Consider the following 13,190-nt stretch of genomic DNA (forward strand, 5'->3'; position numbering starts at 1 on the left):
AGCCTACGCAGCGGGCGTCAGGAGAGGGCGCGGGCGAGGTCCTCCAGGCGCCGGCCCGGCAGGCCCAGGGAACCGGTCGCGGCCACCAGGGTCATGGCGTACGAGTCCACCGCGCGCCGTACGTTCGGCGCGTCCAGGCTCGCCCCGGTCACCAGGCGGTCCAGGTCCACATAGGCCGAGCGGCACCGCGCACCTGGGTCATCTCGGCCATCCGCCGGGCCAGGGCCTTCAGCCGCAGGGTGTCGACCGGCTTGCCGTTGACGCAGACGCTGGAGAGCGGAGCTCCTTCCACATGGCTGTGGATGGTGAAGCGATTCCCGTCGAACAGGCACTCGGGGACGTTGGGCAGCACACCCTGGACCGCGCGCAGGATCCGTGCCTCGTTCGACCGCGTCCGGATCACCACGGACAGGGCGTCGGGCCTGCGGACCCGGACGATGACCGCGGTCCCGGGCGCACGGCCCAGCAGCCGGGCCACCGGCTCGTTCAGCGGAAGGACGTAGTTCTGGTTGTGGAAGCCGCTGCTCGCCAGACCCTGTTCCGCCGCCTGGTTGCGGAACGCTTCGTACTCGCCCGGCAGTAGGCCCACAGGCCGCTCCTCATGCTCAGGCGGAGAACGGACCAAGCACCAACACCATACGGCCGGGGCCCCACGGTTCGTCCGGAATCACGGCGAAGCTTCGCCGCGCGCGTTCCCGTGTTCGCGGCACCAACGCACAAGTGCCGTCACGATCCTGCGGGTTCCCGGAACCTGGTCAAGCCCCAGTGGCAGCGCGGCGTCGGCCAGGACCCGGCGCAGCTTGAACGCGGCGGGCGCGATCTGCCGCCAGCCCGCCTCGGGGTCGGCGTCCAGTTCCAGGGCGGTGCGGATCACGTCGGTGAAGACGGACTGGGCCTTCTTGTAGTCGAGCAGGCGCCCAAGGTCCTCCTCCCAGCCTTTCGCGCTGCCGGTATGGACCCCGTCTACGGTTTCGCACCAGCGCTGGGCGATGGCACGCACATGCCGTGTCGGGTAGCGCATCAGATGGAGATGGGTTGCCAGGTCGTACAGCGGATCCCCGACCATCGCGAGTTCCCAGTCGATCGTCCACAGGCGCTGTTCAGCGTCGACGATGAAGTTCTCGCGGTGCAGATCGGCGTGCAGCAGGCAGAAGGGGCGTTCCTTGAGGCCAGAGACGTTTTTCCGGAGGTGTCCGAACGACTCTTCGCCCAGCCAGAGGTCATCGAAAAGCCCTGCGAACCTTTCCTTGTTCGCCAGATATACGCGTTGCTCGGTGAACAGGACGAGACGCTCCAGAAAGCCGTCCGTGTCACCGTCCTCGGGACGGTCCTCGGCCTCGCAGCGCCGTTCGACGGAGAGATCTTCGGGCTGCACCGCGACCATCTGCTTGAACAGGCCCATGATCTGGCTGACAAAGACATCGGGAACGGCGGTTCCCGATCTATGAAAACACGCGAGCGTATCCCCCTCGATAAAACTCTGCAGCCCGATACCGCCCACCTCGATGATGTGCGGGATTCCCTCGATCCGGCCGCTGAGAGATCGCAGCAGCTGCTCCTCGGAATCAAAGCACCGGCGGTCGAACCACAGCAGGTCGGCCCGTGGCTCCCGGCACTTCCATCGCCCCGACCGCTCACCCTCCATCTCCCCGGACAGCGGAAACACATAGGTCTCATGGTGGTATCCCTGGAGCGGGCCTTCGACGACACTCTCGTCACCGCTCGCGCCGACCGCGTGCAGCCGAGCGAGGGAAGCTGGTTCGGGTGACATTGCCCGTTTCTTTCGCCGTGACCCTTCCGAGGGGTGCAGAAGTGGGAGCACGGTACTCCTGTGCTGGCGTGCATCGTGCCAGACGTCCACGACTCGCCGAACTCGGTCCCGCCGGAAGACGGAACGCACACGTGTCCAACGACGTATCCGACCGTGTCCGCAGTTCGCCCCATGAGCTGCGGTGCTGGCCGCCGCGCCCGGCGTGGTCCACACTGACCGAGGCGACAGGAGGAGGCCCATGGGCAGCGCAGTCCACCAACGTGCGGCTCTGCAGCAGTTGCTGAGCCACCCGGACGAGGACAAACGCGTGGGCGCCGTGCTACTCGACTTCGACGGGCCGGTCACCGACCTGTTCCGCGACGAGTCGACGGCTCCTGTGGCACGCAGGATCAAGGAGACCGTGCGGAAGTTCTGGGGACAGCTCGATCGTGATGTCGAGACGTGCGACGACTCCCATGGCATTCTGCGCTGCCTGAGGGACATGTACGACCGGCCGGCCCCGCAGCGACTCGATCCGCAGGCGCTCATGGCGGCTGAGAAAATCGTCACCGATTACGAGTACGAGGTCGTCGAGTCCGCCGTTCCCGCACCCCATGTGCTCCGCCTCATCGACGTACTCTCCGAACGCAAGCTGCCGCTGGTGATCGTCAGCAACAACGCCGACGGCCCCATCTGGGAGTTCTTCAAGCGCGAGAAGGTCCAACGGCAGGAGAAGGTCGCCGCCGTAGTGGGACGCGACCCGCTCCTGCGGAGCATGAAACCCGCCCCGGACTCCGTGCGCTATGCCGTGGATCTCCTGGGGACTCGGCCCGAATGCTGCCTTCTCGTCGGCGATCAGGTCACGGATCTCCAGGCCGCCCAGCGAGCCGGCACCCCCTTCCTCGGATACACGCAGTCACCCGAACGTGAGGAGCGGATGCTGGGCCTCGGCGCCTACTCCGTCGTCTCCTCGCACGACCCGCTCATCAAGGCTGTGGAGAGCTTGTCGAGCACCAACTGACCTTCTGGTACTGCCGAGTTGTCCCGGGCATGATGGTTGCCAGGTGACTACGGCGACTCGCCGCCAGATCGCATCAGCGGCGCGCACAGGGGGTACGGGTGTCTTCTCGCAGTCCGGCCGGCAACGGCCTCAGCAGGCTCGATCGAATCCGGCACACGCTGAGCGACTGGAAGCCTCGCCTGGTCAAGTCGGTGCTCGCGCTGATCGCCGTCCTCGGAGTCGCGGCCGAACTCATCGAGCCTCTCGGCAACGCCCTCAAGGGCCAGCAACTGCTGGGCGGCTCCTTCGCTGCGCTGGTCGCCTTCATCCTCTTCGACGCCATCAGCGAGTCGGAGTCGGAGCCGAAGGAGATCCCGGGCGTCTATGTGTTCGCCGGCCGGGACCAATTGCATGACGAGTTCAGGGAGGCGTTCGAAGCCCGCCGTGTACGGGTCGACTTCTCAGGTTTCACCATGGAGACCCTGCTTGAGGCGCTCGCCGTGCCACTGGGGAGAATGGCCGACCGAGAAGTACATACGCTAGAGCTGAAACTGTGCCTCATCATCGCCCACCTGAACCTTCCGATGGGGCTTCCGGGCGGCCTCATACCCGCCCCGCGGAACGGCCACTCCGATACCACGAGATACTACTTCCAGGACTCTCCGGAAAACCGCGAACGCATGCGGGAGGAGTTCACCAGGCGGAATTGGTCAAAGCTCAAGGAAATGCTCAACGACGTCCAGCGGAAAAATCCGCACCTGACCATATCCTGCGAGATCCGGGAGTCGCCGCAGACACCCGGTTGGAAGCTGTACGTCCTGAACCAGGAGAAGGTCTTCACCACTCCCTACGGGATCGAGCGGGACAGGATCGAGTGGCAGGGCGACCACTACGACATCCTCGACACAAAGGGCTTCGCACAGCTCTACGGCAGGGCTCGCTACATCGGTTGGGATCTACGCTCGAAGTCCCGCCACACCAAACAGATCGCGGAGTTGCACATGGAGTGCCATCGGAACCTGTGGATGAAGCTCGCCGAGAACAAACCCGAGCGCCCCGTGATCAGCGACCCTCAGTGGACACGCCCGACAGGCCAGAACGCGCCCTCTTAGGACGCGAGCAGGGTCCAGACCGCCTCGAACCACCTGGTGGTGTTGGCGACGAAGCTCGAACCGGGTGAGGTCGGGTTCGCGTCGCGGACGTGGTGGGTGAGGGAGGCGCCGAAGCCCAGGACGTCCACGGACTCGACCTCCGTCCCGTCCTCCAGGATCACCGTACGCAGGATGGGTTCGTAGAAGCCGTGCAGGACCTCGTCGTGGTTGATGACGTAGAGCTTGAACGCCGGGGTCAGTTCGGTGCGGCGGACCTCCAGCACGACCTCCGGCACCAGCTTCTCCGCGTGGAGCTGATCGAGGACCGTGCGCAGGGAACCGGAGTGGGCCTCGGTGATGGCGTGCAGCCGCTTGGGCAGCCGCGGATCGGCCTTGTTGTCCCTGGCCCGGGGGTACGGCATGGGGTGCTGCGGGGCCGGCAGGATCATCCGCAGGGCGATCCGCCGGGGCGAGATGTCGCCGGCCCGGATCCGCTCCGCCTGGATGCGGATGTGGGCGTCCAGGCTCTCCGAGGTCAGCGTGTAGATGTCCAGCGTGACCTCGTCCTGCTCGAAGGCCTCGCCGATGAGCGGGCCAAGGGTCACGGGGTGGTGCCGGGAGCGGCTGGCCCGGGGTGCGGAGGACTGTATGTGCTGGCGCATCACGACCCGTGAGCGCTTGCCCCGGCCGGACTCGATCCACCCTTCGCTGCTCAGTTCGCGCAGCGCCCGTTGCACGGTGTCGCGGGCAACCCCGAACTCCTGGGCGAGCGATTCCTGCGACGGCAGGAAGGAGTCCAGCGGGTAGCCGCCGTCCGAGAGCCGGACCCGGAGCTCCTCCGAGACCCGCTGAAAGGCGCCGGTGCCACCTGCCGTCCGCTTGGTCACAAGCCGTACGTACCGCACCCCGGGCCCCCGGCAAACAACTTTCAGTCGGCACTCGTCAGTCAACTTCTCAGTCAACTGGTCAACTTGAGAGGTTGACCGAAGGCCGTGAGGCGAGGGGGGTGGAAAGCCATGACGGTTCAGGTGCTCGGGATCGACCTGCAAGTCGACGACCTCAGTCAACTGGCCTTCTGGGCCACAGGTTTACTGGTGTCCCTGACGGCATGGTTGCGCGGGCGCCGCCGACGGATGCGCGGGCTGACCGCTAGTCCCGCAGCAACTTCAGCAACGGCTCCAGCGAGCCGACGACACAGTCCGCGCCGGCCTCGCTCAAAAGCTTGGCTTTCCGTCCGTTACGCGCGTAGCCCAGGAACAGCACCCCGGCCCTCCGGGCCGCCTCCAGGTCGGTGGGGGAGTCGCCGATCATCAGGGCCGCGTCGGGGGCGGCGCCCATCGCGCTGAGTGCGCGGTTGAGGCAGTGCGGGTCGGGCTTGAGGCGCTGGAGGTCCTGGGTGCGGCCGTAGATGTGAGGGTGGAAGCAGGGCGTGAGGTCGCGGTCGTCCAGGTAGGCGCGGACCACCCGTGGGGAGTTGTTGCTGGTGATCGCCATACGGGCGCCGCGCGCCCGCCAGGTCTGTATGAGGATGTCCGCGTACGCCGTGGGCATCGCGGTCGACGTGGCCCGCAGTTCCTCCTCGGTGAGACGTTTCTCCAACTCGGCGACCAGGTCGCTGCCCCGATGCCGGCTGTCCACGGCGCGCAGCACGAGGTGCGGATCGAGGGATTTGCGCTCGGTGTCGGTGACCAGGCCCCGCAGGCCGCGGCCCTCCAGCCAGTCCACCAGGTCCTCGGCCACCCGGGCCGCCGAGTGGCCGGCGAACAGACGGCAGATCGGCCCGTCGAAGTCCCACAGGACCACTCGGGCAGGGGTGATCAGCTCCCGTAGCCGCTCGACCTCCTGCGCCGTCTCTTCCGCCACCGGTTCCGTCTGCGTCGTATCAGAAGTCACTAGGAGAGTGTCAGGTCCGAGGTGATGGTTTCCCAGAGGGCGTCGAACCACATCTGCGATTGCTCCACGAACGCGGCGTCCCGGTGTCCGGCGCGCTTCTCGAAGGAGAAGAGGAGGGACTCGGAGCCGACGGCGTCGTACATGTCGAGCATGCCGGACTCGGTCTCCTCCTCCCGGCGCATGACCATGTAGTACGCGAACAGCGCCTCCGCCCCGTTGAGCAGGTACAGCTTGACGGGCGGGGTGAACGGAAGGGCGCGGAAAGTGACGTTCACGTCGATGCCGTGGGTGGAGCGCAGGCCCTGGAGGTTGTACTGGAGGACCTGGCCCTGGGCGTTGCGCATACCGAGCCACCGGTTGTGGACGGTGTCGTCGTCGCCCTCGACCGCCGTCGGGAAGGCTAGGGGGATGTCCCGGCTGGGGAGCAGGACGCGGACGTCGATGCGCTCGGGGTGGATCCGGCCCTCGTGGATCAGGCGCAGGGGCTCGGCGAGCGCCGGGAGCAGGCTCTGGGCGGTGAGGCAGGCGGCGTCGATGCGGACGTGCGGGGCGGAGAACGCCTCCGTCATCCGGGGGCCGAGGCCGACCATCGTCGGCTGGGGCTCGTCATGGGGCCGTGGGGCCGGTTCGGCGACACGCGGTGGGCTGCCCTTGCTGACGTTGCTGAGGAGACCGGCGTCCTGCAGTGCCCTGAGGGCCTGGCGTACGGTACCCCGCTCCACGCCGAACTCCTCGGCCAACTCCGCCTGCGTGGGCAGCCGATCGCCCACCTTGAGGTCGCCCCTGTGGATGCGTTCCCGCAGGGTGTCGGCGATCTCCTGGGGCGTGAGCCTGCTTGCGCCGTTCACTGCCACGTTCTCCTGAGTCACGACCAGACGCTACAACTCTGATTTATTTGGCGGGAGTTGTTTGAAAGTTGTTTATAAGTCCCCGCCAACTGGGGACAACTTAAGCATAGTTGGTTACCAACTTGGTCGAGTTGGTGGAAGCTTTGCTTCCCGACGATGGGGGAACACCATGCCCGCCACGTTCGCACTCATCTCCGCCGTCTTCGTCGTCGGCTTCGAACAGATCATCCAGTCGAAGTACGGTGCCACTGGCATTATCGGTCTGCTGCTCCTCACCGTGGGGATCAAGGCCAAGAGCCCGGCGGTCAGCTCCGTCGGCGCGGTCCTGCTCGCCCTGCTGCTCACCGGTCCCGCACTGTGAGGGCTAGGACATCAGCTGCAACTCCGAACTGATCGTCTCCCAAAGGGCGTTGAACCACAGCGTGGCCTGTTCCACGAACGTGGTGTCCCGCAGCCCAGCGCCCTGCTCGAAGGCGAAGAGCATCGACCGCGTGCCCTCGGCGTCGTACGTCTGCAGGTGCTCGTGGCCGATCTCTCGCTCGTGGCGCCCCAGCGTGTAGTACGCGAACAGCGCCTCCACCCCGTTGAGCAGGTACAGCTTGACCGGCGGGGTGAACGGCAGGGCCCGGAAAGTGACGTTCACGTCGATGCCGTGCGTGGCGCGCAGCGCCAGCAGGTTGTGGCGGAGCACCTGGCCCTGCGCGTTGCGCTGGGCCAGCCAGCGGTTGTGCACCGCGTCCTCGCCCGAGGCGTCCAGCGCCGTCGGGAACGCGAGGTCGATGTTCCGGCTCGGCAGCAGCACCCGGACATCGATCTTGGCCGGTTCCAGGCGCCCCGCGTGGATGAGCCGCAGCGGTTCGCCAAGTGCGAGGTTGAGGGAGACCGAGGTCAGACAGAGCGCGTCGATCTCCACCTGCCGAGCCGCGAAGGCCGCCTCTATCCGGGAGGCGAGGGCCACCATGGTCGGCTGCGGCGGCGCCTCCGGGCCCACGGCGAGCCGTATCGGGCGCGGATCCGGGGCGACCGTCGCCGGGCTGCCCTTCGATACGTTGGTGAGCAGGTGCTCCGACTGCAGGATGCGCAGCGCCTGCCGTACCGCCCCCCGCTCGACACCGAACTCGTCGGCCAGCTTGGCCTGTGTGGGCATGCGCTGCCCCGGCCGCAGCACCCCGGACCTGATCCGGGCGCGCAGCTCGTCGGCCACCAGGTGGTGTGAAGCCTGTGGCCGCTGTGACCTGTCCCGCCCAGTGGCGGAGGCGTGTTCCGGGTCCACGGACAAACAGTACAACTTCCCGCCATCTTTCGGCAGTTCACGGGAAGGTGGTTATGAGTCGCTTCCAAGCGGAGATAAGTACAGTGGAGTTGGCCACCAACTTCTGCAACATGGCCAAGCTTCCTCGGCGGTGGCCTACAGGGTTCCCTTCCGGAGGGGAGCCGGGAGCCCGGTCAACCAGGGCGACCGCCGAGACACACGACCAGCGCACAGCACCTGAGCACAGTCACAACTGAACACCGACAACTGAACACAGGCAGATCCGCACAGCCACAACTTCACAGCTCGCTACGGATGAGCACATCTGCACGATCCGAAGAATCCGGGAGGAAGGAGGCCGTCTCAGAAGATGTCCGGGCACCAAGGACGCCCGGACGTACGCAGCAGGGCGTCGGCCTTCCGGGCGGCGCCCACTCGCGCTTCCTGGACCCGTCCGAGGGCGTGCAGCCGTGCCACGGACTGGTCACCGAGCCAGACCATCGCCAACTCGGCGATGTCGAGCGTGAGTTCGGGGGCGTCGGTGGTCGGGATGCAGGACGCCTTCGCGGGGGAGGTGTCCAGCCGGAACCGGCCGCCGGCCAGCCCCTGCCGGTCCACCACCTCCAGCACCAGCGACCCCGCCGAGTCGTACGTCCGCGCCTCCAGGGCCCGTACGACGTCCAGGATCCGCACCCACAGCCAGTCCGCCTGCGAGGTGATCCGCGCGGCGCGCGGGTCGGGGAGGTAGTACGGCAGCAGGTCGTCCGGCGACCGCCAGCCGCTCTTCACCTTGGTGATCCAGTCGATCGAGCACAGGTAGTGCCACAGGGCGCGCTCGGCCGCGGGCGTGGTGCCGAGCAGCCAGTTCACGGTGGCGGTGTCGTCCGGCTGGTTGCCGTGCCAGGTGTCGTCCACCTCGTACGACACCAGCCCCTCGACCTCGCCGTCCGCCGACCGGTACACCGCGTGGAACGGCTCCTTCCAGTCGGTTTCGAAGCGGACCGCGCCGGTGGCCAGCTGCCACCACAGCTCGCTGCGGCTGACGGCGCCGGGCGTGCCGCGGCGGACGCGCTCGTGCAGCTCGGGGCCGAGCTTGCGGACGTCGTCGGCGTCGACGAGGTCGATCCGGCCGCCGTCGTCGGGGCCCGACCAGCGGGGATCCAGGCCGCTGCGTGCGACCTCGACCGTCCACTCGGTCAGCGTGGTCGCCGGGCCGAAGCCGTAGCGGCCGTAGATCGGGTACTCGGCGGCGATCAGGGTCGCGACCACGTCCCCGCGCTCCTTCGCCGCGGCGAGGTCCTGGCTCATCATGCGGGTGAGCAGGCCGCGGCGGCGGTGGGTGGCGCTGACGGTGACGTTGGAGATGGCGTCGGCCGGGACGGACGCCCCGCCGACGGTGGTCAGCTCCTGGGCGAAGGAACGGAACGTTGCCACGCAGCGGGGGCCGTCGAAGGCGCCGAGGAGTCTGCCCGGCACGAACTGCCGTCGGCGGGCTTCCAGTTGGTCTGCCGTGAGGGTGGGCGGACGCAGGAAGCCGGTGCGCAGGGCCCGGTGCCAGTCGGCCAGCTCGGATTCGGTTACGGGGCGGACTTCGACGGCGTCGGTCATGACAGCACGGTATGGGTTTGATCGGGGTGCTGCAGACCTATTTTCGGGTGCGGCCGGGTGGGGGCTGGTCGCGCTCACGCGACGGCAGCCGCAAGGGGCCGGCGGGGCCGGCCAGAGGTGCACCGGCAGCAATCGATACAGCCCCGCGCCCCGAAGGGGCGCTCAGCCTTACGTCAGCAGATCGTCCACCTGTGCTTCGCCCTCCCGGTAGCGCCTGGCGATCTCCCCGCTCGAATCGTCGGCCGTCCGCTGGAGGCGCTGCCTCCGTCGCGACACCTCCTGCTCGTACCGCACCAGCCTCCCCATCGCCGCCGTCAGTTCCGCGTCCGTGCGGGCCTGGAGGTCGGACAGCTCCACCTCTGCCAGCATGTCGGCTGCCAGGCGGCCGTACTCCTCGTTGTGCGGGGTGCCCAGGGTGACATGGCGGGCCGAGGAGCGGTGGCGGGCCGGGGCGTCGGTCAGGATCTCCGGGAGGCGGTCCACGACGGCCGCCGCCCCTGCCGGGGAGCGGCGGGCCAGTTCCGCTCGCAGGATGTCGATACGGCCCTGGAGCAGCCGTCGTACATAGCTGAGGTCGGCCTCGTCGCGCTGCGCGTCCCGGCGCAGGACGCGCAGTTCGGGCAGGTTCAGGCGGGTCAGGTCGTGCTCCGGCGGTTCCGCGGGCAGCGGGATGCCCTCGCCGCGTTGTGCGGGCGGCCGGGGCAGGCTCTGCGCGCTCTGCGTGCCCTGCATCTTCAGCCGCCCGGTGCTCGGTGTGCTCATACGCCTCTACCGTCCCCTCGACCGGCGTGTGCAAGCATGGTGCCACCCCAACTGGCCGCAATGTGACCGAGTGCCCCCGAACGGCCCTAGATATGGGCTTAAGGATCAATAATGGACCCCCTGTGGCGGCCCCCGGGGCACCGGGCATGATGGTCCGCATGCGAGCGGTGGTTCAGCGGGTGGACGGCGCCAGTGTCGTCGTGGACGGCGAGACGGTCGGCGCGATCGAGGGCGAGGGGCTGTGTGTGCTCGTGGGCGTGACCCACGACGACACGAAGGAGAAGGCGGCCCAACTCGCCCGGAAGCTGTGGTCGATTCGGATGCTGGCCGAGGAGAGGTCGTGCAGTGACATCGATGCGCCGTTGCTGGTGATCAGCCAGTTCACGCTGTACGGCGACGCGCGCAAGGGGCGGCGGCCGACGTGGAACGCGGCCGCGCCGGGCGATGTGGCCGAGCCGCTCGTGGACGAGGTCGTGGCGCAGTTGCGGGCCCTCGGTGCGACCGTGGCGACGGGGCGGTTCGGGGCACAGATGCGGGTCTCGCTGACCAACGACGGGCCGTTCACCGTTCTGCTGGAGATGTGAGCAGCTCCCGTGGAGATGTGAGCAGCTCCCGGCAGTGAGCCGGGCCATCAGTGCCGGATAGCGCTGCGCGAGGCGGACGGCCCGGGCTATGTGCCCAAGGGCCGTCTCCGGTTCGCCCGCGACCAGCGCGAGGAGCGCGCCGAAGCGGGCGGCCGGGCCCAGCAGCCCGGTGGGCCGGCCGGTCAGGACCGGCCTGTCCTACAGGGGCTGCCGGGATCCGATCCCGGCTTCTACGGTTCGACGATCACTTCCTGTGCCGCCGCCGTGTCCCCCGCGACCAGCCGGGCGTCCAGCGGGACGTTGCGCTTGACCAGCGCCAGGGCCACCGGCCCCAGTTCGTGGTGGCGTGCCGACGTCGTCACGAAGCCGACCCTACGGCCGTCCTCGCCGTCGTCCGCCAGCCGGATCTCCGTGCCGTGCGGCGGCAGGTGCACCTCGCTGCCGTCCAGGTGGAGGAAGACGAGGCGGCGGGGCGGCTTGCCGAGGTTCTGCACCCGGGCCACGGTCTCCTGGCCCCGGTAGCAGCCCTTCTGCAGATGCACCGCCGTACCGATCCAGCCCAGCTCGTGCGGGATGGTGCGGTGGTCGGTCTCGAAGCCGAGACGGGGGCGGTGGTGTTCCACCCGGAGGGCCTCGTACGCCAGGAGTCCGGCCGCCGGGCCCGCCTTCTCCGCGTACGACTCCAGGTCCGCGCGGGGCAGGAAGAGATCACGGCCGTACGCCGTCTCGCGTACGGCGGCACCCTCCGGGGCCTCGGCGATCGAGCCGGCCGGCAGGTGCACGACCGCGAACTCGCCGGTCCGGTCGGCGACTTCCACGCGGTAGAAGAACTTCATCGACTCCAGGTAGGCGATCAGCGCCTGCGAGGTCCCGGGCTCCACATGGGCCCAGACCGTCGTACCGTCGTCGACCAGGTACAGCGCGTGTTCGATGTGGCCGTGCGCGGAGAGGACCAGCGCCTCGGTGGCCTCGCCGACGGGCAGCTCGCTGACGTGCTGGGTGAGCAGGAGGTGCAGCCAGCTCAGACGGTCCTCGCCGGTGACGGTGATGACGCCACGGTGCGAGAGGTCCACGAAACCGGCGCCGTCGGCGAGGGCGCGCTGCTCGCGGAACAGCTCGCCGTAGTGGGCGGCGACGCCTTCGTCCACGCCCTCGGCGGGCACGGCGCCGGGCAGGGTCAGCAGGGGGCTCTTCATATACGTAAGCCTACGACTCGGTAATTGAAGTCTGCATGGCTGCGGCCTTGGCTCTCTTGCGCACGCAGTCCTCGCAGCGGCCGAAGATCGCGAAGTGCTTCATGTCGGTCTCGAAGCCGAACTCCCGCCGCAGCTTGGCGGTGAACTCCGCGGCCACCGTCACATCCGCCTCGATCACGTTCTCGCAGTCGCGGCAGACCAGGTGGATGTGGTGGTGGCGGTCGGCGAGGTGGTACGTCGGCGCCCCGTGCCCCAGGTGGGCGTGGCTGACGAGTCCCAGCTCCTCCAGGAGCTCCAGCGTCCGGTAGACCGTCGAGATATTGACCCCCGACGCGGTCTTCCTCACTTCACCGAGGATGTCGTCAGGGGTCGCGTGCTCAAGGGTGTCCACGGCTTCGAGCACGAGTTGCCGCTGCGGCGTCAGCCGGTAGCCGCGCTGCCTTAGGTCGCTCTTCCAGTCGGTGCTCACCACACGCCCAGTCTAGGGCGGCGCGCGCCGGGTCACTGCTCGGCCGACAGGACGCCGTTCATCGTCCCCCGAGCCACTGCGGCACGGGGGACATGAAGAAGCCCGCGAAGACTCGAGCCGCTACTTGAAGAAGGCGATGCCGTCGTCCGGCATGTCGTCGGGGAGGGCCTTGGCCCAGCGTTCGACGTCCTCCGGGGTGACGACCTTCTTCAGGTGCGCGGACATGTACGGGCGCAGTTCGACCTCGGGGGTCTGCTTCTCCCCCACCCACATCAGGTCGCTCTTGACGTAGCCGTACAGGCGCTTGCCACCGCTGTACGGGGCGGAGCCGGCGATGCGGGCCACGGTGTCCGTGACCAGGTCGATCTGCGGCTTCTTGTCGGCCATCTCGCCGTACCAGATCTCGACCACACCGTCGTCGCGGGTCATCGTGACCTCGACCCTGCGGTTCGCGTCGATGCGCCAGAAGCCGTGCTCCGTCTCCAGCGGGCGCACCTTGTTCCCGTCGTTGTCCAGCACCCAGGTCTGGGAGTGGTACTCCAGGAAGTCACGTCCGTCGTGGCTGAAGGTGACCTCCTGGCCGAAGTTGCACTTCTCCGAGCCCGGGAAGTCGTGGACGCCCGCGCCGGCCCAGTTGCCGAGCAGGAAGGCGAGCGGGACCAAGTCCTTGTGCAGGTCGGACGGAATCTCGATCATGGCGGCGGTTCCTAGGAGGGTGTGGATCAGCGCTGGCCCTG

16 protein-coding genes are annotated in these 13,190 nt (G+C 68.1%); 4 read left to right on the plus strand and 12 right to left on the minus strand.

Annotated elements, in window-relative coordinates; all coding sequences use genetic code 11:
* Positions 1-17 precede the first annotated feature (17 nt).
* The 3 genes from ABZ396_RS31590 to ABZ396_RS31600 all read right to left on the minus strand — a co-directional run bounded on the left by ABZ396_RS31590 (position 18) and on the right by ABZ396_RS31600 (position 1,771).
* Positions 18-152: a hypothetical protein gene (locus tag ABZ396_RS31590; RefSeq protein ID WP_358918632.1), complete on the minus strand. Its 135-nt coding sequence runs from the start codon at positions 150-152 to the stop codon at positions 18-20.
* Positions 149-589, minus strand: coding sequence for a hypothetical protein (locus ABZ396_RS31595; protein ID WP_358918630.1), 441 nt, complete (start codon positions 587-589; stop codon positions 149-151). The genes ABZ396_RS31590 and ABZ396_RS31595 overlap by 4 nt, the downstream gene beginning before the upstream one ends.
* Positions 590-667: 78 nt before the next feature.
* The gene (locus ABZ396_RS31600) at positions 668-1,771 is read right to left on the minus strand and encodes an aminoglycoside phosphotransferase family protein (protein ID WP_358918628.1); all 1,104 of its coding nucleotides are present in this window, start codon (positions 1,769-1,771) and stop codon (positions 668-670) included.
* 238 nt (positions 1,772-2,009) lie between these two features.
* Here ABZ396_RS31600 and ABZ396_RS31605 point away from each other — a divergent pair, with 238 nt between their 5' ends.
* Both ABZ396_RS31605 and ABZ396_RS31610 read left to right on the plus strand, forming a co-directional pair.
* Positions 2,010-2,771: an HAD family phosphatase gene (locus ABZ396_RS31605; protein WP_358918627.1), complete on the plus strand. Its 762-nt coding sequence runs from the start codon at positions 2,010-2,012 to the stop codon at positions 2,769-2,771.
* Positions 2,772-2,962: 191 nt separating this feature from the next.
* Complete coding sequence (locus ABZ396_RS31610) at positions 2,963-3,862, plus strand: hypothetical protein (protein ID WP_358918625.1); 900 nt, start codon at positions 2,963-2,965, stop codon at positions 3,860-3,862.
* Here the strand turns inward: ABZ396_RS31610 and ABZ396_RS31615 are convergent.
* The 3 genes from ABZ396_RS31615 to ABZ396_RS31625 form a co-directional block, all read right to left on the minus strand.
* Positions 3,859-4,728 carry a GntR family transcriptional regulator gene (locus tag ABZ396_RS31615; protein WP_358918623.1) on the minus strand — a complete coding sequence of 290 codons (870 nt, stop codon included), beginning with the start codon at positions 4,726-4,728 and terminating at the stop codon, positions 3,859-3,861. The genes ABZ396_RS31610 and ABZ396_RS31615 overlap by 4 nt on opposite strands.
* Positions 4,729-4,990: 262 nt before the next feature.
* Positions 4,991-5,734 (minus strand): HAD family hydrolase, encoded by a 744-nt coding sequence (locus ABZ396_RS31620; RefSeq protein ID WP_358918621.1) that lies wholly within the window; start codon positions 5,732-5,734, stop codon positions 4,991-4,993.
* Positions 5,734-6,609 carry a winged helix-turn-helix domain-containing protein gene (locus ABZ396_RS31625; protein ID WP_358918736.1) on the minus strand — a complete coding sequence of 292 codons (876 nt, stop codon included), beginning with the start codon at positions 6,607-6,609 and terminating at the stop codon, positions 5,734-5,736. The genes ABZ396_RS31620 and ABZ396_RS31625 overlap by 1 nt, the downstream gene beginning before the upstream one ends.
* Before the next feature lie 142 nt (positions 6,610-6,751).
* Between ABZ396_RS31625 and ABZ396_RS31630 the strand changes: the two genes are divergently transcribed.
* A complete protein-coding gene (locus ABZ396_RS31630) occupies positions 6,752-6,943 on the plus strand; it encodes a hypothetical protein (protein WP_358918619.1) in 192 nt (63 codons plus the stop codon).
* Positions 6,944-6,946: 3 nt separating this feature from the next.
* Here the strand turns inward: ABZ396_RS31630 and ABZ396_RS31635 are convergent, their stop codons facing one another.
* From ABZ396_RS31635 to ABZ396_RS31645, 3 genes are all read right to left on the minus strand, one after another.
* Positions 6,947-7,861, minus strand: a complete 915-nt coding sequence (locus tag ABZ396_RS31635) for a winged helix-turn-helix domain-containing protein (protein WP_358918617.1) — start codon at positions 7,859-7,861, stop codon at positions 6,947-6,949.
* A gap of 336 nt (positions 7,862-8,197) precedes the next feature.
* Positions 8,198-9,442, minus strand: coding sequence for a GNAT family N-acetyltransferase (locus ABZ396_RS31640; protein ID WP_358918616.1), 1,245 nt, complete (start codon positions 9,440-9,442; stop codon positions 8,198-8,200).
* Positions 9,443-9,610: 168 nt separating this feature from the next.
* Complete coding sequence (locus ABZ396_RS31645) at positions 9,611-10,204, minus strand: aerial mycelium formation protein (RefSeq protein WP_358918615.1); 594 nt, start codon at positions 10,202-10,204, stop codon at positions 9,611-9,613.
* Between the two features lie 158 nt (positions 10,205-10,362).
* On the opposite strand from ABZ396_RS31645, the gene dtd reads away from it, so the two are divergent.
* Entirely contained in the window at positions 10,363-10,788 is a 426-nt protein-coding gene (dtd, locus tag ABZ396_RS31650; protein WP_358918613.1) for a D-aminoacyl-tRNA deacylase, read from the plus strand.
* Positions 10,789-11,018: 230 nt separating this feature from the next.
* On the opposite strand, the gene ABZ396_RS31655 is transcribed toward dtd, so the two are convergent.
* The 3 genes from ABZ396_RS31655 to ABZ396_RS31665 form a co-directional block, all read right to left on the minus strand.
* Positions 11,019-11,984 carry a folate-binding protein gene (locus tag ABZ396_RS31655; protein WP_358918611.1) on the minus strand — a complete coding sequence of 322 codons (966 nt, stop codon included), beginning with the start codon at positions 11,982-11,984 and terminating at the stop codon, positions 11,019-11,021.
* Between the two features lie 10 nt (positions 11,985-11,994).
* Entirely contained in the window at positions 11,995-12,456 is a 462-nt protein-coding gene (locus ABZ396_RS31660; protein ID WP_358918609.1) for a Fur family transcriptional regulator, read from the minus strand.
* A gap of 117 nt (positions 12,457-12,573) precedes the next feature.
* The gene (locus ABZ396_RS31665; RefSeq protein ID WP_358918608.1) at positions 12,574-13,149 is read right to left on the minus strand and encodes an FABP family protein; all 576 of its coding nucleotides are present in this window, start codon (positions 13,147-13,149) and stop codon (positions 12,574-12,576) included.
* Positions 13,150-13,190: the final 41 nt, after the last annotated feature.

It is taken from the genome of Streptomyces sp. NPDC005866, assembly GCF_040629895.1.
Lineage (GTDB): Bacteria > Actinomycetota > Actinomycetes > Streptomycetales > Streptomycetaceae > Streptomyces.

Coding starts and splice junctions, on each gene's coding strand:
- ABZ396_RS31640 (WP_358918616.1), bottom strand. CDS start 9,442: ATGACCGACGCCGTCGAAGTCCGCCCCGTAACCGAATCCGAGCTGGCC.
- ABZ396_RS31665 (WP_358918608.1), bottom strand. CDS start 13,149: ATGATCGAGATTCCGTCCGACCTGCACAAGGACTTGGTCCCGCTCGCC.
- ABZ396_RS31605 (WP_358918627.1), top strand. CDS start 2,010: ATGGGCAGCGCAGTCCACCAACGTGCGGCTCTGCAGCAGTTGCTGAGC.
- ABZ396_RS31655 (WP_358918611.1), bottom strand. CDS start 11,984: ATGAAGAGCCCCCTGCTGACCCTGCCCGGCGCCGTGCCCGCCGAGGGC.
- ABZ396_RS31630 (WP_358918619.1), top strand. CDS start 6,752: ATGCCCGCCACGTTCGCACTCATCTCCGCCGTCTTCGTCGTCGGCTTC.
- ABZ396_RS31645 (WP_358918615.1), bottom strand. CDS start 10,204: ATGAGCACACCGAGCACCGGGCGGCTGAAGATGCAGGGCACGCAGAGC.
- dtd (WP_358918613.1), top strand. CDS start 10,363: ATGCGAGCGGTGGTTCAGCGGGTGGACGGCGCCAGTGTCGTCGTGGAC.
- ABZ396_RS31600 (WP_358918628.1), bottom strand. CDS start 1,771: ATGTCACCCGAACCAGCTTCCCTCGCTCGGCTGCACGCGGTCGGCGCG.